This window comes from Halomonas sp. HG01, from assembly GCF_000968715.2.
GTDB classification, from domain to species: Bacteria; Pseudomonadota; Gammaproteobacteria; order Pseudomonadales; family Halomonadaceae; genus Halomonas; species Halomonas halophila.
Window position 1 is genome coordinate 2,368,539 of record NZ_CP022134.1, and the last position, 17,350, is coordinate 2,385,888.

Below are 17,350 nucleotides of genomic sequence, written 5' to 3' on the forward strand. Positions count from 1 at the left end.
GGGTATTTCAGCAATGGGCGAAAGTTTGCGCTCATTGATCGCCCAATCTCATCAAGGGCGATATGGGAGAATCACGCTTCGCCCTTGGCGTCTGACGTGGCCGGCATGTCGGAAGTGACAGCACGCAGCACCGGGACGGCGCGGGGGTCTCGACCAGGCTGGGCGCGGACAGTATGGGCAGCACGCTTGCCACATTCCTCTTCGCTTTCACCAGGCTCACGCATGACGCAGATAGGATCATTCCTCATGCTTTCCTGCCAGCCCAGCACCTCCGGGCGCTCGCTGCCCCCTTCTCGGCTCATGCCATCCACCACCAGGAAGATGGCCAGCGGCATCGAGTCGTCGTTGCCGTGCTTAACCTCCAGGGCCTCCAGCCGGCGCATTGTCTCCCGGTTCATGCGGTTCCCTCCAGGTAGTCGCTCAGGCTGTCCGGCTGCCGCTCGTGCGGATCGGCGCCGGCTGCCTTGGCGCTCAGTTCGTCCATGATCTCGCTCACCATGGCCACATCGCGCTGAAACTCACTCTCACGGGTGGCTTTCTCCAGGGCGTCGAGTCGGCGCTGCGAAGCTCGATTCATGCGATCACCTCCACCACAGCACGGTGCCAGCCCTGGGCGCTGGCGAAGTTGAACGCTCGGGCCTTGAGGGCGTCCAGGTCGGGGCCTGCCATGCTGGCCATGGCCTGGCCTTTCACAAGCACCCGGACACGGTGGCCGCCCAGCGGCGCGGAGTTGCCGAGGTAGCGCTGCTGGTTCTGGTTTCGATGGCCTTGATGGTCAAGTGTCGCCATTGGTCATGTTCTCCAGCTCGGAAAGTCGGCGTTGGATCTCGTCGATCTCTGTCACTTTGGCCAGGGCAGCCAGGGCATCCAGCAGGCTCCGGCCTTGATCGGGCGCCAGGTCGCCGGCAGCGATGGCGGCCATCACGTCGCGGCCTTGATCGGCCAGCGGCTTGTCCCGGTCCAGCTCGAACGTCACCGGCTGTTGCGTCGGGCGGTGGACAGGGGCGCAGCGAGCCAAGACAAGCTCAGCGGCCCGGAGGTCGCCATTCTTGGCGGCCTCCAGCACCTTGGCGGCGACGGCCTCGGCGTCACCATCCATCAGCCGGCGAAGCTCAGCGGCGCGGGCCGGGCGGCCTGACGGATTGCCAGACTGCCCCGGCTTAAACCTGCCCTTCGTATCCCGCTTGTCAGGCTTGGCCATGGTTAGGCGGCCTCTGTCAGTGGCTCATATTGCTTGGGCGGGCGCGGAATAGTACCCAGCCAGTCGCGGAACTCAGCAAGCGTCGGATGCTTGGCGAATGCGGCCTTGATGCGCTTATCGACCTCATTGCCATCCTTCCGCAGTTCGCAGATACCGGCCAAGGCGTCGATCGAACGGAGACCGGAGACGCGGGCGTCATCGAAAGCCACGGCCATGCGATCCAGCATATCCAAGGTCTCGCCATGCGTGGCCGCAATGCCGGCAGCTTCGAGACGCTGGGCGTCGTGGTCGGTGAAACCGGACAGCATGGCCTCTGGCGCTCGCAGGACGGCGCTCACCATGTCCGGGTGGCTACCCTCCAGCATCGCCTTATGCAAGGCGTTCCGGCGCTTGTCATCCAGCCCGCGCAGAAACTCGCGAATCTCTCGATCCTGGGCATGGCCTACCACGTCGCCATTCCGCAGCGGGCGCACCGGGGAGAGACCGCCCTGGGCCTGGCGGTACATGGTTTCGATGTCCTCGGCCATTGCCTCGGCTTGGCTCTCCAGCTCTTCCAGGATCGGCGTCACGATCTCCAGGGCGGCACGTTGGCGACCTTGCACGGAAAGGTCGGCATTCTTGTTGATGGCATCGAGGCGCGGCGCCCATTGCTCGAACTTGGCCACTGCATCAAGGGCCAGGTCTCGGGCGTTGCGCATGAGTCGCCCGGTCTGCCAGGTGGTCGGCTCATTCGGCACCAGGCCATGGATGCCGGCCACTTTGTGCTCGATCATCGGCTGCCAGTCATGGGCGGGCACCATCAGCTTGCGCTGGGCGGCGGTAAAGGTCTCAGTTCGGCGGTTCATAGCTATCCCCTCGGGTTACGCAGCAGTCGGCAGGTTGAAGGCGTCGATCCATTCGCGGAGGGCGTCGGCCCCCTCATCTGAGCGCCAGGCATTGGCACGAGTGGCCACAGGGCGGACGGTCGGCTCGACTTGAGCCAGGGCATCAGCGCCCGCAATCGCAGTCCGTACCACGTCGTCACGGACCATCAGCAAGTCGCGCAGGGCATGGATACTCTCCCGGTAGCTGGCCATCACGCCGGCCCGGTTCAGGGATGCCAGTGTGTCGGCGCCCAGACCGGACACCAGGCCGGGACCGCGCAGCACGGAGGCCGTCACCTCGGGGTGCTCGCCTTTGGTCATGGCCACCACCAGGCGTTGACGCTCGGAAGGCTCCAGACTGCGAACGTAGGCACGGGCTTCTTGATCCCGCAGCTCGCCCACGGTGTCGCCGGCATCTAGCTGGCGAACGCTGGTCAGGGTCTCGGCGGCGGCATTTGCCATGGTGGCCATCCCCTGCCCCATCTTCTCGATGGCGCTATTGACGCGGGTGAAGTAGGCATCGGCGGCGTCTTGTGCGCGGCGATGCTTGGCGGCGTCGTTCAAGTCGCCATCAGATTTCGCCTTGATGATGGCCCTTCCCGCTTCATCGAAGGCCGCCAAGGCAGCGTCCTGGGCCTCGCGGGCAGCGCGGAGGTTCCCCCCGGCTGGCCACTGTCCGGTCGGCGTATCGACTCGGGTGCCGGTGATGCTCGACCAGTCGTGATCGGAGTAGTGGAGCCGGATTTGGGTGCCGGCGAGTTGGATGGCGGGGCGTTGCTCAGGCATGGCGGTCTTCCTTTCGGGTGGTGTCCAGAATGTCCAGCTCGATCAGCTTGCCAGCGGCATTGATGTCGCCCTTGTCGGCAGCTTCTCGAAGGAGGGCGTAGTAGTTGCGGATCGCCGTCTTGGACGGCTTGCGGTTGCGGCTGCCACGCGGGCGGCCAGTGCGGGCGTCAGGCTCAGGCATGGCGCGGTCCCTCTCATTGGTGGTGGCCTATTGCGGAATATACCAATAAACCCCTCTTTTATGTAGGTTCTAATGTTGGGTACATGTAAATTGATCCTTCATGATACTGATTTAAATAGATTAGCGGCGGATTGCGTCTCCGCCATTACCTGCTTTCGCCTGCAACCAGGGCACAAAAAAGCCCGGCACGATGGCCGGGCATGTCGTCATCCCTCGATGCGGGCGTCAGTCCAACGGGACCGGGCGGCTTCCAACGCCTCCTCTGGCGATAGCAGTCGATCCCGCGACACCATAGTCATGGCCTTGCCGCCGACGATCACACGCCAGCTTCTTTGCCGGTCGCTGTTCGCCGGGGACAGCTCTCGCAGCAGATCGGCCTTGTGTGACTTGATCCAGACGCGGGCCTCGTCGGTGATGTTCTCGGAAGGCCACACATAGATGCGGCCACCCGGCATTGGCTCGGCGTGAAGGTCGTGGGCTCGGAGGTAGTCGAGGGCAGCCATCTAGAACTCCTCCCCGGACGCCTTGGGAAAAGAAACTTCCTGAACCGAAGTCTTAGAAGTCATAAAGTCATGCTCTCCCCCTGGCTGGCCTATGACTTCATGACTTGAATGACATTGCTCCGGCAATTTTCTTTGACCGATGCGCCATTTCACCCTGCCGCCGACATTGCCGAGGCTCTGGCACTCGACGCCGAGTTGCCGGAGTGCGGGCGCAGCCCGACGCATGGCATCGCCCAGCCCCTTGGCAGATCGTGGCCAGGTGTCGGCCCCCTGGGGCTTGTAGTCGAACAGGATTTCAAGCCACCGCTTCGCCGGCTCGTCACGCACCTCGCCAGGGTGAATCTCTGCCCAATCCCGAATAGCAGTGGCCACCGGGCTCGACTCCAGCGTGCGCTCCAATCCGTCCTGGCGGGCCGCGCTGAACTGGCGCATGAACTCCTCGGGGTCGTGCCCCATCGCCTTGGCGACCGCCATGCCGAGGTAGGCGAACTCCACCAGGCGCGGACGGCGCTCGGGCGGCAGCTCCATCGCTGGCAGGTGCTCCAGGGCGCGGGCCGCAATGTCCAGCAGGGCGCCGAGGATCGCCGGGCGACTGGCCTCGAACTCGGCATCCATCCTGTCCTTGGCCTGGGCGTCACGGATCACCGGCAGCTCGACGGTAATGGCTCGGCTCACAAGGTCTTGCTGCGTGACGGCGGCGGATATGCCGTTGAGCACAATCGGGCGCTTGAGGTTGATGACGCTCTCGTCGCCGTCCGTGTATAGCTTGCGCTTGGCAAAGCCGCCCCCGGTCGCCACCACACACATGGCGTCTTGCAGCGGCGCCGGAAGGTGGCTCACGTTCTCGATGCTGATGACATGATTGGCCCCACCGCTCACGAAGAGGTCTTCGGCAGACTTGGGGACGCCTCTCAGGTCGGCGGCGTTGGGGTCGATCAGCCGGCGCAGCGCCGATTGGGTGCCGCTTTTGCCGCTTCCCTGCTCGCCCAGCAGCTCCAGCACCGGGTAAGGCGTGTCTGTTCGCAGACACTCCACCAGCCAGGCCACAACCAGCAGGCGGGCACGCTCGGGGACATTGGCCACCAGCCACAGCGGATCGACGCTCCCGCCCTTCATCGGCTCCGGCAACGGCTGGGCGCTCTCGGATCGGCAGAACATCAATTCGCTCTGCTCTTCGATAGTCCAGGCGCCGGCCCGAAGGTGGATGCAGCGGCTGCTTCCAGGGGTGCCGAGGTCGATCCAGCAATGCCCATCGCTACCAGCGACGCGGATACTTACCTGGCGGTGTTCCTGCATAGCGATCCCTTCCAGCGTCATTCGGGCTTCCCGAAGCGGCTGGTCACGAACGGCCTTCTCGTGCTGGGCATAGAAGTCGGCGGTCAGCCAGTGCCGGAAGGCGCGACTCCCAAGGGACCGGACCTCACCAGTGCCCCGATGCCGGGCATAGGGCACGTCATTGTCGTCATGGAAGAGGTCGTTCCAGGTTTGAACGAACGCCACGATCAGGTCGGTTTGCGACTGCTTCTTGTCGCCCTCCTCGTCTTCCTTCTCTTCCCGGGCGGCTGGCGCCTGCTCACGGGTAGCCAGTAGCTGCTCCTTGACGGCTTGGAGCCCTTCTTGCTGGCGAACGTCGCTCCAGTCCTTGAGCGTGGCCGGACAGGCCCACTTGATCCCGGCCCGCTCACCGGCACGATGCCCCGCCTCGTCATTGTCCACGGCGGCCAGCAGCTCGGCGCGACCGGCGGCAGTGCGCAGCACCTTGACGACGCTGGCCACCATCGGCTCCCCGACGCAGCAGGCGACAGGAAACCCCGTGGCCGCATGGATCGAGTAGCCGTCAGCCAGGCCAGCGCAGACGATCAGCGGCCCCGACAGGCTCAGCAGGTCAGCCGGTGCGAAGCCAATGGGGGTGAAGGTGCCGGACACCTTACTTCCCGGTGTCGTGAACTTGTCCCCCGGCTTGGCGTCCTCGGCCTTCTGTATCTTCTCCGGCAGGATTCGCTCGAAACCGGCAGACGCTCCAGCAGCGTCCACCAGCTCCCGAAAGATCATCGAGCCGCGCCAGTCCTCGGCGCCATGGCATCGCACTTCGCCCTCCTCGACGGCGACACTTGCCCCGCAGACCGCTTGCAGGTCAGCCAGGGCAATCTCCTTGCGCTCCAGGTACGGGTGGCCATAATGATCGGTGTCGTTATCGCTTTGCGCCTGCCCCTGCCGAGGGGTGGGCGTTTTCATTGGTTCGACCATTCGCGCCCCTCCATCTTCTTCGCCAGCTTCTCCAGGCGCTCGGCGTAACTCATCAGCGCCCACAGCCCGATGGTTGCTCTGCCGGCGCTCTCGGCACGCTGCAAGTCGTCGCGGATTTCAGCAGCCAGCAGGGCGATTTGATGCGCGTCCTCAGTCATCTACGTCCCCTTCGGCATTGATCGCCTGTATCTGCGCCAGGTGGTGGCTCAGGTTCTCCATCAGCCCGGCCATGATGTCGTCGGACAGGACGTTGTGATCTTCCTGTCCGCCGAAGTGGTCGATCAGCAATTCAGCCAGCGCCCATGCCTGGCGGGCGTGCGCGTCGATGTGGTCGGATTTGGTGGGGTAGCTCATGCCTTGCCCTCCTCTGCCTTCAGCTCACTGGCGAAGTCATCGAAGTCGCCGGCTGCGATGTCGGCGGAATCGTGGGAAAGGCTGGCGATGCGCTTGGCGTGCTTCAGGGCGTCCGGTGCGTCGGATTCCAGCAGTACCACGATGGTCTTGAACATGGTGGCGGCGTTTTCCAAGTGCTCACGCGCCAGGGTCAGGTTGTCGTAATGATCTTCGCGGCTCATGACGCCACCTCCTGGCCGGCAGTGCGGGCTTCCAGGCGGCGGGCTTTGGCCATGTGCGCGTTGTAGCGGCGCAGGCGGACGCGGGCGCTTGAGTCGGAGAAAAGGGCGGCGCGGGCCATCGCTCGATGGGCGGCGGCGCGTGATTTGGACGGATTGAGGGCGGGGAATCGCATGGGTGACGCTCCTTTCGTTGTGGAGCCGTCCCCGGATGCGGCCAAGCATCGGATGGGGGCGGCTGTACGCGGGTTGGCCGACCGGGACGAAAGGAACCCGGCACGCCCGAAGGCGTCCCACGCACAGCCACCATGACGCATGGCAGGCACAAAAAAAGCGCCTGACATTGCTGGGGCGCTTGTGCGCCTTTCGTATTCCGACCGGCCAAGGTCGGCTGCCGAATTTGCGGCAGCGGAACCATGGTAGTTAGACGGGATGATATGCGCAAGCATTAGGCCACCTCCCGCTCGGCTTCCCACTTTTCGAGGTCGGCCAGGCGCCAGCGAGTGCAGTTGGAAGTCAGCTTGATCGGCTTGGGGAAGTCGGTTTCACGCGCCCAGCGCCAGATGGTCGGGACGCTGGCGGAGTAGCGGGTGGCGAGTTGCTTGACGGTGAGATAGGTCATTAGGTCTTGCCTCGTCTAAGGGAGTGCAAGACCAGATTGCCGAGGAGGCTTTCGGAAGGGACGGGAAAAACTCAAAGGAAGTTTTTCGGATTAGCGGCGCTCCCCGGTTTCGCCGTCTCCAGACTCGGGGAGGATCGCTCGAAGGTCGATCCATAGCTGGCGCTTCTTCTCGGATGGCTCAACCTCCCAGACCCTCGCCAACGCCTTCTCATGTTCTGAGTTAAGCCACCCCTTTTCATACTGGCGTTGCAGGCCGCTCGCCTTGTATGGGGTTGGCTTCAGGTCGGGGTGGTGGTCATTGAGCCAGCGGGCAGCCTTACTTGCCGCCTCTGCCATCGGTGCACCATGGAACTTCAAGTTCATCATGAGGATAAACGCCTTCTCCAACGCGGCATCCCTGATAACCTGGGTTCGACTTCCAGGGGGCAGCTTATCCTCCATCCGTAGCATGGCGACCTCGGTTATGTCGCCAGATGCAGCAGCCGGAGGCGCGATCCCCATGCGCCGACAGCCGACCAGGAACATATCGACGTGATGCGGGTTTCTTGTCGCCCTCCACTGATCTAGGTGGGAGGTCAGGCCAATGGCGGCTGCCAGCGTTGCCTCCACCTTTTCAGCCGTCAAAGGTCGCTCCATGCGCTCCAGCAGGGCGCTCTCTACCGCATCACGGATGGCGCGGCGATACTCGACATCATCCATGCCCCCCTCCTTTGATGGCTCTATTGTTGGGTAAAACCTCGAATCAACCACAAGTAACTGATTTAAATGGCCAGTCGGCGGATCACCCGTCCGCCTCGCTTCCGACTTGCATGACTTCATGATGTTCATGACTTCGGTTCGGCAACTTTCTTTTGCCGTATCGGGGTGATGTTCTCGCCCTTGGCCGGCTTGGTGTCAATGAAGTCGGCCCACTGCTTCATGAGCGTCGCCCGCTTCTCCAGCAGGTCGCCACGCCGGTAGGCGGCTTCCACGCCGTTGGCGATGGTATGGGCCAGGGCCATCTCCGCAACATGGTGCGGGGTGCTGGTGCGCTCGGCGGTCCAGTCGCGGAAGGTGGAGCGGAAGCCATGGACCGTCACCTTGTGCCCCATGCGCTTGAGCACGGCGCCCATGGCCGCGTCGGACAGCTTGCCGCCCCTGGGCGCGGGGAACACCAGGGCGTCGTCCTCGCCCCTTGGCAGCGACTCCAGCAGCCGGACGGCGGGCTTCGACAGCGGGACTTGATGCTTCTTGCCGGCCTTCATGCGCTCGGCGGGGATGGTCCATACCGCCTTGTCGAAGTCGATCTCCGACCAGACGGCGCCACGGGCCTCGCCGGAACGCACAGCCGTGAGAATGACGAACTCCAGGCACCGGGCGGCCATGCCCTGCCGCTGGCGAAGGTCGGCCATGAAGTCGTGGGTAGCGTCGATGTCCAGGGCGCGGTGGTGCTCCACCTTAGCGATCTTGGCCGGCGCCGGCAGGATGGCGTCGAGGTTATTTTTCCAGGCGGCCACGTTCGGGCCTTCCCGGTATCCATGTGCGGAGGCCCACGACAGCACGGCCTCGATACGCTGGCGAACTCGGGTCATGGTCTCTGTCTTCTCGGACCAATGCGGCTCCAGCACCTCAACAATGTGCGCCAGCTCGATGTCGTCCACCCCCATCTTGCCGAGGATCGGGAAAGCATAGGTCTCCAGGGTGGTCTCCCATTGCTTGCCGTGCTTCTTGTTGCTGGCCTCTTTCTTCTTCTTGTCGATCACCTTTCGGGCGCACTCCTCGAAGGTGATGGCCTTTGCCTGGGCGGCCAACAGGGCGCTACGGGCGGCCTGGCGCTCGGCTACCGGGTCGATGCCCTCCTCCTTGATCTTGCGCTTGATCTCCAGGGCGTACTCCCTGGCCTTGGCCACGGACACCTCCCTGGCGCTGCCGAGGCCGATGTCTCGGCGCTTGCTGCCGACCATCGTGCGCAGAATCCACGAGCGGGCGCCGCTCTTCGTCACTTGCAGGTGCAGGCCCGCCGCGCCCCCGACCGAATAGAAGCCAGGCTCCACGAGCCGCTTGATCTCCAGCGGTGTCAGCGTCTTCGCAACTCTCGGCATCTCTCCCTCCCAACTTCCTACCCAACATAAAAAGGTGCCATTGGATGATAGTAGGCGATTCGGCGTGATACAAGCGAATAGGCCGGAAATGGCGTAGTGGCGGGGCTCAGACACGAAAAAGCCGCCTCGGAGGGCGGCTTAATCGGGGTGTTCTGGCGGAGGGGGAGGGATTCGAACCCTCGAAGCCTTTCGACTTACACACTTTCCAGGCGTGCTCCTTCGACCACTCGGACACCCCTCCGCATTTTGGCTCTCGAACCGTTTGGCTTGCTGCCTTTGCCTCGAGAACGGGGCGTATATTATCCACTTAAGTCCGTGTACGCAAGTGGTTTTTTCGATTTCTTGCAGATCGGGCCCGGTGGCTCAGCCTGCCGGGCGCACGGCGTAGTCGCCGCGGGCCTCGAGGCACAGGGTCTCGCCGCAGTACAGGCGCTGCACCAGGGCGATGCGCCCCCTGCCCCGCTCCGCCAGACGCTCCTCGAGGCGCGCCGGGCCGTCATCGCTCTCCGGCGTGCAGACCAGCCGATAGTCGCCGGTCACCGGCGCCAGGAAGCGCTGGCTGGCCTCGGCCACCACCACGTCGCGCTCAACACCGTGACGCCGCAGCCAGAGCGTGGCCCAGCACCAGCCGAGCAGCGTGGTCTGGGCGGTCAGGGCACCGCCGAAGCCGGTGCCCTTGTCGTTGAGGCTCGGGGCAATGGCGAGCCGCCATTCCAGCGCCTCGCCGTCGCGCCGCATGGCCTCGATACCGAGATGCTCGACCATCGGGATGGCTTCGCGCAGCCAGGCCAGGAAGGCCGCCGGATCGTCTTCCCCGCCCGCCGACGGCAGCGGCAGGCGCGGATGGGGAACGCCGAGCTCGCGCATGCTCAGCTCCAGCGCTCGACGAAGGCGTCGAGGTCGTGCTCGGGCACCGGGCGGTGGCGGCCGCCGATCTGCCCCAGATAGAGGAAGCCGACCAGCTCGTCCTGCCCGGCCAGGCCGAGCCCTTCGCGCACGGTGGCGTCGAAGGCGTACTTGCCGGTGCGCCACATGGCGCCCAGGCCCTGGGCGTGCGCGGCCAGCAGCAGGCCGTGGGCGGCGCAGCCGGCGGAGATCACCTGCTCGACCCGCGGCACCTTGGGCTCGTCCGGGGTGACCCTGGCGACCACGGCGATGATCATCGGTGCGCGCCTGGGCTTCTTGCGCGCGCCCTCGAGCACGGCCTCCGGGGCATCGGGGTTCTCGACCCGCTCGGCCTCGGCGAACAGCTCGCCGAGGCGGTCGAGCCCGTCGCCCGAGAACTCGATGAAGCGCCAGGGCCGGAGCTCCTTGTGGTCCGGAGCACGCAGCGCGGCCCGGTACATCGCCTCGAGCTGTTCCGCGTTGGGGGCCGGGGCCATCAGCTTGCCCATGGAGCTGCGTTGTTGCAGCAGCGTCATCGCATCCATCGGTGTCTCCTTGCCGAGGTCAGACGAGAAAGGTTCTCGATACTCTATCAAGCCGCTCGATGGCTGTCGTGCCGCGTCTGGCGGCGGAAAAGCCCTACTGTCTCGCCAGACGAAGCGGCGTCGGCGGCTGCTCCCCAGGGGTGCCGCGCCAGGGGCTGATGTCGAGGCCGCCGCGGCGCACGTAGCGCGCCAGCACCAGCAGCCGCTCGGGCTTCGCCCGTTCCATCAGGTCCATGAAGATGTGCTCGACGCAGTGCTCATGGAAGTCCTGATGCTGGCGATAGCCGATCAGGTAGCGCAGCAGGCCGTCGCGATCGAGGCGCGGCCCGCGGTAGCGGATCATCACGCTGCCCCAGTCGGGCTGGCCGGTGACCGGGCAGTTGGACTTGAGCAGGTGCGAATGCAGCGTTTCCTCGACGATCTCGTCGCCGGTGGCCAGATGCTCGGCGCTGGGCGTGTAGTCCTCGACCTCGATGTCACGCTCGTCGATGCACTCCCCCGGCAGGCGGCGCGGGGCGAGCGCCGCGTCGTCGACGCCGAACAGCTCCACGGCCACCGGCGCGCCAGCCGCGGCGGAGAGGTCGCGCTCCATGATCGCCCGGGCCTCGTCCTGCGAGGCCAGGCGGGTCTGGTTGAAGCTGTTGAGGTAGAGCTTCCACGACTTGGACTCGATCAGCCGCGGCGACTCGGCCGGCAGCCGGAAGCGCGCCACGGCGACGATCGGCTTGCCGCGGGCGTTGAGCCAGGAGACCTCGAAGGCGTGCCATTCGTCCTCGCCGACGAACGGCAGCGCGCCCTCCTCGATGCCCAGCGGCGCGCGGTTGGCGGCGCGGGCGATCGGGTACAGCAGCCCGGCGTCGTAGTGCTCCGGGTAGGCGGACTCGCGGCCCAGCGGGGCCTCCGCGAGCGTCTCGGGTCGTTGGTGTGCCATGGTCAACTCCTGATGCCCTTGCCGTTGTTGAGCATCCACAGGGCGATGCCGAACAGTACCACGATGAAGCCGAGGATGGCGGTCAGGGCCCAGCCCACGGGGATGTCGGAGACGCCCAGGAAGCCGTATCGGAAGACGTTGACCATGTAGAGGATCGGGTTGAGCATCGAGGCGCCCTGCCAGAAGGCCGGCAGCAGCGAGATCGAGTAGAACACCCCGCCCAGGTAGGTCAGCGGCGTCAGCACGAAGGTCGGCACGATGGAGATGTCGTCGAACTTCTTGCCCAGCAGCGCGTTGATGAAGCCGCCGATGGCGAACAGCGCCGCGGTCAGCACCACCACCCCGATGGTCAGCAGCGGATGGGCCACGTCGATGCGGGTGAAGAACAGCGACACGAAGGTGACGATGACGCCCACGCCCAGGCCGCGCGCCATGCCGCCCAGCACGAAGCCGGCGAGGATGACCCAGTTGGGCATCGGCGAGACCATCATCTCTTCGACGCTGCGCTGGAACTTGTTGGAGAAGAAACTCGAGGCGACGTTGGAGTAGCTGTTGGTGATCACCGCCATCATGATCAGGCCGGGCACGATGAAGTCCATGTAGCTGTAGCCATCCATGGCCCCGATGCGCGATCCGATCAGGTTGCCGAAGATGATGAAGTACATGGTCATGGTGATCGACGGCGGCAGCAGCGTCTGCGGCCAGATCCGGGTGAAGCGGCGGATCTCCTTGGACACCAGCGTCCAGAGGGCAATGGCGATCTGGGTGGCGTTCATGAACGGGCCTCCTGGTCGGATTTAGCGGATTTCTGCCCCTCTTCCACCATGGAGACGAACATTTCCTCGAGTCGGTTGGCACGGTTGCGCATCGAGACCACTTCGATGCCCTGCTGACCCAGGGCGTCGAAGACGTCGTTCAGGCGCTGGCCGCGATGGACCATCACCGCCAGCTGGGCGTCGTCGGACTTGCGCACGTCGAAGCCGTCGATGGCGGGCGCTTCCTCGAGCGGATGCGCCAGGTCGAGCAGGAAGGTCTCGGTGTCCAGCTCGGCGAGCAGGTCGCGCACGCTGGTGTCACGGATGATCTCGCCGTGGTTGATAATGCCCACGCGCCGGCACAGGCTTTCGGCCTCTTCCAGGTAGTGGGTGGTGAGAATGATGGTGGTGCCTTCCTTCTCGTTGATGCGACGCATGTACTCCCACATGCTGCGGCGCAGTTCGATGTCGACCCCGGCGGTCGGCTCGTCGAGGATCAGCAGCTTGGGGCGGTGCATCAGGGCGCGGGCGATCATCAGCCGGCGCTTCATGCCGCCGGAGAGCATGCGGGCGCTGCCGTTGCGCTTGTCCCACAGCCCCAGATCGCGCAGTAGCTCCTCGGCACGCGGCAGGGCCTCGCGGCGCGACATGCCGTAGTAGCCGGCTTGGGCCAGCACGATGTCGATGACCTTCTCGAACTGGTTGAAGTTGAATTCCTGGGGCACCACGCCGAGATGATACTTCGCCTTGGCGAAGTCCTTGTCGATGTCGATGCCGAAGATCGAGACCTTGCCGGCCGTCTTCTGCACCAGCGAACAGACCACCCCTAGGGTGGTGGACTTGCCCGCACCGTTGGGGCCCAGCAGGGCGTAGAAGTCGCCCTGCTCGACATCGAGGTCGATGCCCTTGAGGGCTTGGAAGCCATTGCCGTAGACCTTGGTCAGGCCACGAATGGACAGCGCCGGTTCGGCCATGAGCAGTCCTGTGTACTTGGGTGAATGTCGTCGAAGGCCCACTATCATGGGGACGATTCCGCCAAATTCAATCGCGGGCGAACGAGTCGGGTGGCTTTGCAGGAAGCATGCGCTTGCGGCATGGCGAGGAAAGACCCCAGGGGCACAATCACGACATCCCGAACAGGCGCATCAGGCCGGACCGGTGATCAGAGAAGTGCTTAAGACAATCTGGAGCGGGAATCGATATCGACCGGGCTGGCACTCCAGCTCAGGACGTGAGCCTTGGCCTGACCGGTGGAAAGAAATCTTCGAATGGAGCGGAAACGAGATTCGATTGGACCGGCACACCGGATCGTGATCCGAGCCTTGGCCAAATGATATTCCCTAGAGACCTACTGGAGCGGGAAACGAGATCGACCGGGCTGGCGTTCCAGCTCGTGACGCGAGCCTTAGCCTGACCGGTGGAGAGAAACCTTCGAATGGAGCGGGAAACGAGATTCGAACTCGCGACCCTCGCCTTGGCAAGGCGATGCTCTACCACTGAGCTATTCCCGCTTGGAAGGAGGTGCTGCATAGTGGCGTCCCATAGGGGGTTCGAACCCCTGTTACCGCCGTGAAAGGGCGGTGTCCTAGGCCACTAGACGAATGGGACGCATGGAGCGGGAAACGAGATTCGAACTCGCGACCCTCGCCTTGGCAAGGCGATGCTCTACCACTGAGCTATTCCCGCTTAAACCTGGTGACACTGCGAAGTGGCGTCCCATAGGGGGTTCGAACCCCTGTTACCGCCGTGAAAGGGCGGTGTCCTGGACCACTAGACGAATGGGACGCATGGAGCGGGAAACGAGATTCGAACTCGCGACCCTCGCCTTGGCAAGGCGATGCTCTACCACTGAGCTATTCCCGCAGCTTTCGCATTGTCAAACACCGGAAGTGGCGTCCCATAGGGGGTTCGAACCCCTGTTACCGCCGTGAAAGGGCGGTGTCCTGGACCACTAGACGAATGGGACGCATTGGAGCGGGAAACGAGATTCGAACTCGCGACCCTCGCCTTGGCAAGGCGATGCTCTACCACTGAGCTATTCCCGCGCTCCGGTATCTCATCGAGAAGAGTGGCGTCCCATAGGGGGTTCGAACCCCTGTTACCGCCGTGAAAGGGCGGTGTCCTGGACCACTAGACGAATGGGACGCTGTGTCTCGCCTCGTCGAGATGGCGCGTATAGTACTGACACGACGGGAAAGTGTCAAGCGCGGGAGTGGCCCGACGATCTAGCGTTAACGATCGAGCTGGAAAAAACGTCGTGTCTTGATGTCACAATGAGGTGCACGCACCTGGCGACGCAACCGAGGAGTAGAGGCCATGCGCAAGAAGGTAGAGAAGAGCGAGGCCGAATGGCGTGAACAGCTCACCCCCGAGCAGTATCACGTGACCCGAGAGAAAGGCACCGAACGCCCCTTCTCGGGCGACTACGGAACCACCGACGAACACGGCATCTATCACTGCGTGTGCTGCCACGCGCCGCTGTTCGAGAACGAGCACAAGTTCAACGCCGGCTGCGGCTGGCCGAGCTTCGACCGCCCCCTGGCCAGCGGCTGCGTGGAACAGCAGGCGGACTCCAGCCACGGCATGCAGCGCATCGAGGTGCTCTGCGCCCGCTGCGATGCCCACCTCGGCCACGTCTTCCCCGACGGCCCGCAGGAGACCACCGGCCAGCGCTACTGCATCAACTCGGTGGCCATCGACTTCCACCCCGGCGAATAGCGTCTTCCCCCACCCTGCAGCGGCCGGCCATCTGCTATGATGGTCGGCCGTTTCATTTAGTAGCAGGAGAGGGATGATGCTCGGCTGGTACCCGGGACACATGAACAAGGCGCGCCGGCAGATTCTCGAGGCGCTGCCGGAGATCGACGTGGTGATCGAGGTGCTCGACGCCCGTCTGCCCTACTCCAGCGCCAACCCCATGCTGGCGGAACTCACTCGCCACAAGCCGGTGCTCAAGATCCTCTCTCGGGCCGACCTGGCCGACCCGGTGCGCACCAAGGAATGGACGGCCCATTTCGACGCCCAGCCCGACACCCGGGCGCTGGCGGTGACCACCACCCAGTCGCGCGAGCTCAAGCGCATCCCCAAGCTGTGCCACGAGCTGGCCGGCCAGGTGCGCGCCGACCGCGACGTGCGGGTGATGGTCATGGGCATTCCCAACGTCGGCAAGTCGACGCTGATCAACGGCCTGGCCGGGCGCACCATCGCCAAGACCGGCAACGAGCCGGCGGTCACCAAGCGCCAGCAGAAGGTGCGCATCAACGGCCAGGTGGCGCTGATCGACACTCCTGGAGTGCTGTGGCCGAAGATCGAGGATCAGGCCAGCGCCTATCGACTGGCCGCCAGCGGGGCGATCCGCGACACCGCCATCGACTACGTCGACGTGGCCGTGGTGGCCGCCGCCGAGCTGGCCAAGCGCTATCCCGAGGCGTTCTCCGCCCGCTACAAGCTGAAGACGCTGCCTCCCTACGAGGGGCATCCGGACGCCGACCGGGTCGAAGCCGACGGCGACGCCCAGCTCGATCTGCTGGCCGAGGCCGGCTTCGACGGCCACGCCCTGCTCTCCACCATCGCCAGCAAGCGCGGCGGCCTGCGCGCCGGCGGCGAGGTCGATCTACATCGCGGCGCCGAGGTTCTGCTCCACGAGCTGCGCGACGGCAAGCTCGGCCGCGTGACCCTCGAGACCCCGGACGACATTCCGGCGGCTCCGCCCGAGGAGGCCCCGGATGCCTCCGCCAGCGCCGACGACGAAGCGGCCGGCTGAGCCACACTGACGATTCTTCTTATCCCAAAGACGATCACCCCGCCGACCGGCGGCCCTGGACACCACTGGATTCGACCCCATGGACACTGCCTCGCTCAGGAAATCGCACAAGCTCGAAAACGTCTGCTACGACATCCGCGGCCCGGTACTCGACCACGCCAAGCGCCTGGAAGAGGAAGGCCAGCGCATCCTCAAGCTGAACATCGGCAACCCCGCGCCGTTCGGCTTCGAGGCCCCGGAGGAGATCCTCCAGGACGTGATGCGCAACCTGCCCACCGCCCAGGGCTACTGCGATTCCAAGGGGCTCTACTCGGCGCGCAAGGCGATCATGCAGGAGTGCCAGCGCAAGGGCATTCCCGGCGTCGGCGTCGAGGACGTGTTCGTCGGCAACGGGGTCTCCGAGCTGATCACCATCTCGCTCCAGGCGCTGCTCAACGACGGCGACGAGGTGCTGATCCCGGCACCGGACTATCCGCTGTGGACCGCCGCCACCAATCTCTCCGGCGGCCGCGCCGTGCACTACCTGTGCGACGAGCAGGCCGACTGGGCACCGGATCTCGACGACATCCGCAAGAAGGTCACGGAACACACCCGGGCCATCGTCATCATCAATCCCAACAACCCCACCGGCGCCGTCTATCCGCCCGAGGTGGTGCGCGAACTGCTGGCGATCGCCCACGAGCACAACCTGGTGGTGTTCTCCGACGAGATCTACGACAAGATCCTCTACGACGGCACCGAGCACGTCTCCACCGGCTCCCTGGCCGGCGACGACCAGCTGGTGGTGACCATGAACGGGCTGTCCAAGAGCTATCGCTGCGCCGGTTTCCGCAGCGGCTGGATGACGCTGTCGGGCAGCATCGCCAAGCAGCGCGCCCAGGACTACATCCAGGGCCTCAACATGCTGGCCTCGATGCGCCTGTGCGCCAACGTGCCGGCCCAGCACGCCATCCAGACCGCGCTGGGCGGCTATCAGTCGATCAACGACCTGGTGCTGCCCGGCGGCCGGCTGCTGGCCCAGCGCGACATCACCTTTGAAAAGCTGAACGCCATTCCCGGCGTGTCCTGCACCAAGGCCAAGGGCGCGCTCTACGCCTTCCCGCGCCTCGACCCCAAGGTGTTCAACATCCAGGACGACCAGCAGCTGGTGCTCGACCTGCTGCTGCAGGAAAAGATCCTGCTGGTGCAGGGCACGGCCTTCAACTGGCCCGAGCCGGACCACGTGCGCATCGTCACCCTGCCCTGGGCCGAGCAGCTCGACGACGCCCTGGATCGCTTCGCGCGGTTCCTGTCGCGCTACCGCCAGTGACCCCGTCTCGCCATCGTCGATGAGCCCACGGCGACGCTGCGCTTGAAACCCTCGACGAAAGTCCGTATCTAAGCAGATGCTTCTACTCGCCGCGCCTACCCGGGCG

The 17,350-nt window shown here is 64.8% G+C and carries 24 protein-coding genes and 9 tRNA genes; 3 read left to right on the forward strand and 30 right to left on the reverse strand.

Going from position 1 to position 17,350, the window contains the following annotated elements; genetic code table 11:
• Positions 1-71: 71 nt before the first annotated feature.
• From UN84_RS11150 to UN84_RS11295, 30 genes are all read right to left on the reverse strand, one after another.
• Positions 72-398 (reverse strand): hypothetical protein, encoded by a 327-nt coding sequence (locus UN84_RS11150; protein WP_046080107.1) that lies wholly within the window; start codon positions 396-398, stop codon positions 72-74.
• On the reverse strand, positions 395-577 hold the full coding sequence (locus tag UN84_RS11155; RefSeq protein ID WP_046080106.1) for a hypothetical protein: 183 nt from the start codon (positions 575-577) through the stop codon (positions 395-397). Before UN84_RS11155 ends, UN84_RS11150 begins: the two co-directional genes overlap by 4 nt.
• Positions 574-789: a hypothetical protein gene (locus tag UN84_RS11160; RefSeq protein ID WP_046080105.1), complete on the reverse strand. Its 216-nt coding sequence runs from the start codon at positions 787-789 to the stop codon at positions 574-576. Before UN84_RS11160 ends, UN84_RS11155 begins: the two co-directional genes overlap by 4 nt.
• Positions 776-1,201: a DUF5681 domain-containing protein gene (locus UN84_RS11165; protein ID WP_046080104.1), complete on the reverse strand. Its 426-nt coding sequence runs from the start codon at positions 1,199-1,201 to the stop codon at positions 776-778. Before UN84_RS11165 ends, UN84_RS11160 begins: the two co-directional genes overlap by 14 nt.
• Before the next feature lie 2 nt (positions 1,202-1,203).
• On the reverse strand, positions 1,204-2,046 hold the full coding sequence (locus UN84_RS11170; RefSeq protein ID WP_046080103.1) for a hypothetical protein: 843 nt from the start codon (positions 2,044-2,046) through the stop codon (positions 1,204-1,206).
• Between the two features lie 15 nt (positions 2,047-2,061).
• Positions 2,062-2,850 (reverse strand): hypothetical protein, encoded by a 789-nt coding sequence (locus tag UN84_RS11175; RefSeq protein WP_046080102.1) that lies wholly within the window; start codon positions 2,848-2,850, stop codon positions 2,062-2,064.
• Positions 2,843-3,031, reverse strand: coding sequence for a hypothetical protein (locus UN84_RS11180; RefSeq protein WP_046080101.1), 189 nt, complete (start codon positions 3,029-3,031; stop codon positions 2,843-2,845). The genes UN84_RS11175 and UN84_RS11180 overlap by 8 nt, the downstream gene beginning before the upstream one ends.
• Positions 3,032-3,237: 206 nt before the next feature.
• Positions 3,238-3,534 (reverse strand): hypothetical protein, encoded by a 297-nt coding sequence (locus UN84_RS11185; RefSeq protein WP_046080100.1) that lies wholly within the window; start codon positions 3,532-3,534, stop codon positions 3,238-3,240.
• Positions 3,535-5,781: a hypothetical protein gene (locus UN84_RS11190; protein WP_173835000.1), complete on the reverse strand. Its 2,247-nt coding sequence runs from the start codon at positions 5,779-5,781 to the stop codon at positions 3,535-3,537.
• A complete protein-coding gene (locus tag UN84_RS11195; RefSeq protein ID WP_161796820.1) occupies positions 5,766-5,939 on the reverse strand; it encodes a hypothetical protein in 174 nt (57 codons plus the stop codon). Before UN84_RS11195 ends, UN84_RS11190 begins: the two co-directional genes overlap by 16 nt.
• Positions 5,932-6,135, reverse strand: coding sequence for a hypothetical protein (locus tag UN84_RS11200; RefSeq protein ID WP_046080099.1), 204 nt, complete (start codon positions 6,133-6,135; stop codon positions 5,932-5,934). Before UN84_RS11200 ends, UN84_RS11195 begins: the two co-directional genes overlap by 8 nt.
• The gene (locus UN84_RS11205; RefSeq protein ID WP_046080098.1) at positions 6,132-6,356 is read right to left on the reverse strand and encodes a hypothetical protein; all 225 of its coding nucleotides are present in this window, start codon (positions 6,354-6,356) and stop codon (positions 6,132-6,134) included. The genes UN84_RS11200 and UN84_RS11205 overlap by 4 nt, the downstream gene beginning before the upstream one ends.
• Positions 6,353-6,529, reverse strand: coding sequence for a hypothetical protein (locus UN84_RS11210; RefSeq protein ID WP_173835001.1), 177 nt, complete (start codon positions 6,527-6,529; stop codon positions 6,353-6,355). Before UN84_RS11210 ends, UN84_RS11205 begins: the two co-directional genes overlap by 4 nt.
• Positions 6,530-6,801: 272 nt before the next feature.
• Complete coding sequence (locus tag UN84_RS11215; RefSeq protein WP_046080097.1) at positions 6,802-6,975, reverse strand: helix-turn-helix transcriptional regulator; 174 nt, start codon at positions 6,973-6,975, stop codon at positions 6,802-6,804.
• A gap of 90 nt (positions 6,976-7,065) precedes the next feature.
• The gene (locus tag UN84_RS11220) at positions 7,066-7,674 is read right to left on the reverse strand and encodes a hypothetical protein (protein WP_046080096.1); all 609 of its coding nucleotides are present in this window, start codon (positions 7,672-7,674) and stop codon (positions 7,066-7,068) included.
• Positions 7,675-7,799: 125 nt separating this feature from the next.
• Entirely contained in the window at positions 7,800-9,056 is a 1,257-nt protein-coding gene (locus UN84_RS11225; protein WP_046080095.1) for a tyrosine-type recombinase/integrase, read from the reverse strand.
• 153 nt (positions 9,057-9,209) lie between these two features.
• Positions 9,210-9,297, reverse strand: a tRNA-Ser gene (locus UN84_RS11230).
• Positions 9,298-9,419: 122 nt separating this feature from the next.
• Positions 9,420-9,923: a YiiD C-terminal domain-containing protein gene (locus tag UN84_RS11235; RefSeq protein WP_046080094.1), complete on the reverse strand. Its 504-nt coding sequence runs from the start codon at positions 9,921-9,923 to the stop codon at positions 9,420-9,422.
• Between the two features lie 2 nt (positions 9,924-9,925).
• Positions 9,926-10,486, reverse strand: coding sequence for a nitroreductase family protein (locus UN84_RS11240; RefSeq protein ID WP_046080093.1), 561 nt, complete (start codon positions 10,484-10,486; stop codon positions 9,926-9,928).
• A gap of 94 nt (positions 10,487-10,580) precedes the next feature.
• Positions 10,581-11,417 carry an NADPH-dependent 7-cyano-7-deazaguanine reductase QueF gene (gene queF / locus UN84_RS11245; protein WP_046080092.1) on the reverse strand — a complete coding sequence of 279 codons (837 nt, stop codon included), beginning with the start codon at positions 11,415-11,417 and terminating at the stop codon, positions 10,581-10,583.
• Between the two features lie 2 nt (positions 11,418-11,419).
• Complete coding sequence (locus UN84_RS11250; RefSeq protein ID WP_046080091.1) at positions 11,420-12,193, reverse strand: ABC transporter permease; 774 nt, start codon at positions 12,191-12,193, stop codon at positions 11,420-11,422.
• Complete coding sequence (locus UN84_RS11255) at positions 12,190-13,146, reverse strand: ABC transporter ATP-binding protein (protein ID WP_046080090.1); 957 nt, start codon at positions 13,144-13,146, stop codon at positions 12,190-12,192. Before UN84_RS11255 ends, UN84_RS11250 begins: the two co-directional genes overlap by 4 nt.
• 462 nt (positions 13,147-13,608) lie before the next feature.
• Positions 13,609-13,683, reverse strand: a tRNA-Gly gene (locus tag UN84_RS11260).
• A 21-nt stretch (positions 13,684-13,704) separates the two neighbouring features.
• Positions 13,705-13,780: transfer RNA gene (locus tag UN84_RS11265), tRNA-Glu, on the reverse strand.
• A gap of 3 nt (positions 13,781-13,783) precedes the next feature.
• A tRNA-Gly gene (locus UN84_RS11270) sits at positions 13,784-13,858 on the reverse strand.
• 23 nt (positions 13,859-13,881) lie between these two features.
• A tRNA-Glu gene (locus tag UN84_RS11275) sits at positions 13,882-13,957 on the reverse strand.
• Between the two features lie 3 nt (positions 13,958-13,960).
• Positions 13,961-14,035, reverse strand: a tRNA-Gly gene (locus UN84_RS11280).
• 27 nt (positions 14,036-14,062) lie between these two features.
• A tRNA-Glu gene (locus tag UN84_RS11285) sits at positions 14,063-14,138 on the reverse strand.
• A gap of 4 nt (positions 14,139-14,142) precedes the next feature.
• Positions 14,143-14,217, reverse strand: a tRNA-Gly gene (locus UN84_RS11290).
• Between the two features lie 24 nt (positions 14,218-14,241).
• Positions 14,242-14,317 (reverse strand) — tRNA-Glu (locus UN84_RS11295).
• Positions 14,318-14,488: 171 nt separating this feature from the next.
• On the opposite strand from UN84_RS11295, the gene msrB reads away from it, so the two are divergent.
• The 3 genes from msrB to UN84_RS11310 all read left to right on the forward strand — a co-directional run bounded on the left by msrB (position 14,489) and on the right by UN84_RS11310 (position 17,244).
• Positions 14,489-14,890, forward strand: coding sequence for a peptide-methionine (R)-S-oxide reductase MsrB (gene msrB, locus UN84_RS11300; protein WP_035595307.1), 402 nt, complete (start codon positions 14,489-14,491; stop codon positions 14,888-14,890).
• Positions 14,891-14,966: 76 nt separating this feature from the next.
• Complete coding sequence (gene ylqF / locus UN84_RS11305; protein WP_046080089.1) at positions 14,967-15,935, forward strand: ribosome biogenesis GTPase YlqF; 969 nt, start codon at positions 14,967-14,969, stop codon at positions 15,933-15,935.
• Positions 15,936-16,014: 79 nt separating this feature from the next.
• Positions 16,015-17,244 carry a pyridoxal phosphate-dependent aminotransferase gene (locus UN84_RS11310; RefSeq protein ID WP_046080088.1) on the forward strand — a complete coding sequence of 410 codons (1,230 nt, stop codon included), beginning with the start codon at positions 16,015-16,017 and terminating at the stop codon, positions 17,242-17,244.
• The last annotated feature ends 106 nt before the right edge of the window (positions 17,245-17,350 follow it).

Bases quoted from the DNA above. Each gene is read 5' to 3' on its own strand.
- UN84_RS11255 (WP_046080090.1), bottom strand. From the start codon at position 13,146: ATGGCCGAACCGGCGCTGTCCATTCGTGGCCTGACCAAGGTCTACGGC.
- UN84_RS11150 (WP_046080107.1), bottom strand. From the start codon at position 398: ATGAACCGGGAGACAATGCGCCGGCTGGAGGCCCTGGAGGTTAAGCAC.
- UN84_RS11310 (WP_046080088.1), top strand. From the start codon at position 16,015: ATGGACACTGCCTCGCTCAGGAAATCGCACAAGCTCGAAAACGTCTGC.
- UN84_RS11170 (WP_046080103.1), bottom strand. From the start codon at position 2,046: ATGAACCGCCGAACTGAGACCTTTACCGCCGCCCAGCGCAAGCTGATG.
- UN84_RS11155 (WP_046080106.1), bottom strand. From the start codon at position 577: ATGAATCGAGCTTCGCAGCGCCGACTCGACGCCCTGGAGAAAGCCACC.
- UN84_RS11225 (WP_046080095.1), bottom strand. From the start codon at position 9,056: ATGCCGAGAGTTGCGAAGACGCTGACACCGCTGGAGATCAAGCGGCTC.
- ylqF (WP_046080089.1), top strand. From the start codon at position 14,967: ATGCTCGGCTGGTACCCGGGACACATGAACAAGGCGCGCCGGCAGATT.
- UN84_RS11180 (WP_046080101.1), bottom strand. From the start codon at position 3,031: ATGCCTGAGCCTGACGCCCGCACTGGCCGCCCGCGTGGCAGCCGCAAC.
- UN84_RS11210 (WP_173835001.1), bottom strand. From the start codon at position 6,529: ATGCGATTCCCCGCCCTCAATCCGTCCAAATCACGCGCCGCCGCCCAT.
- UN84_RS11220 (WP_046080096.1), bottom strand. From the start codon at position 7,674: ATGGATGATGTCGAGTATCGCCGCGCCATCCGTGATGCGGTAGAGAGC.
- UN84_RS11250 (WP_046080091.1), bottom strand. From the start codon at position 12,193: ATGAACGCCACCCAGATCGCCATTGCCCTCTGGACGCTGGTGTCCAAG.
- UN84_RS11195 (WP_161796820.1), bottom strand. From the start codon at position 5,939: ATGACTGAGGACGCGCATCAAATCGCCCTGCTGGCTGCTGAAATCCGC.
- UN84_RS11235 (WP_046080094.1), bottom strand. From the start codon at position 9,923: ATGCGCGAGCTCGGCGTTCCCCATCCGCGCCTGCCGCTGCCGTCGGCG.
- UN84_RS11160 (WP_046080105.1), bottom strand. From the start codon at position 789: ATGGCGACACTTGACCATCAAGGCCATCGAAACCAGAACCAGCAGCGC.
- queF (WP_046080092.1), bottom strand. From the start codon at position 11,417: ATGGCACACCAACGACCCGAGACGCTCGCGGAGGCCCCGCTGGGCCGC.
- UN84_RS11175 (WP_046080102.1), bottom strand. From the start codon at position 2,850: ATGCCTGAGCAACGCCCCGCCATCCAACTCGCCGGCACCCAAATCCGG.
- UN84_RS11200 (WP_046080099.1), bottom strand. From the start codon at position 6,135: ATGAGCTACCCCACCAAATCCGACCACATCGACGCGCACGCCCGCCAG.
- UN84_RS11190 (WP_173835000.1), bottom strand. From the start codon at position 5,781: ATGGTCGAACCAATGAAAACGCCCACCCCTCGGCAGGGGCAGGCGCAA.
- UN84_RS11185 (WP_046080100.1), bottom strand. From the start codon at position 3,534: ATGGCTGCCCTCGACTACCTCCGAGCCCACGACCTTCACGCCGAGCCA.
- UN84_RS11240 (WP_046080093.1), bottom strand. From the start codon at position 10,486: ATGGATGCGATGACGCTGCTGCAACAACGCAGCTCCATGGGCAAGCTG.
- UN84_RS11165 (WP_046080104.1), bottom strand. From the start codon at position 1,201: ATGGCCAAGCCTGACAAGCGGGATACGAAGGGCAGGTTTAAGCCGGGG.
- UN84_RS11215 (WP_046080097.1), bottom strand. From the start codon at position 6,975: ATGACCTATCTCACCGTCAAGCAACTCGCCACCCGCTACTCCGCCAGC.
- UN84_RS11205 (WP_046080098.1), bottom strand. From the start codon at position 6,356: ATGAGCCGCGAAGATCATTACGACAACCTGACCCTGGCGCGTGAGCAC.
- msrB (WP_035595307.1), top strand. From the start codon at position 14,489: ATGCGCAAGAAGGTAGAGAAGAGCGAGGCCGAATGGCGTGAACAGCTC.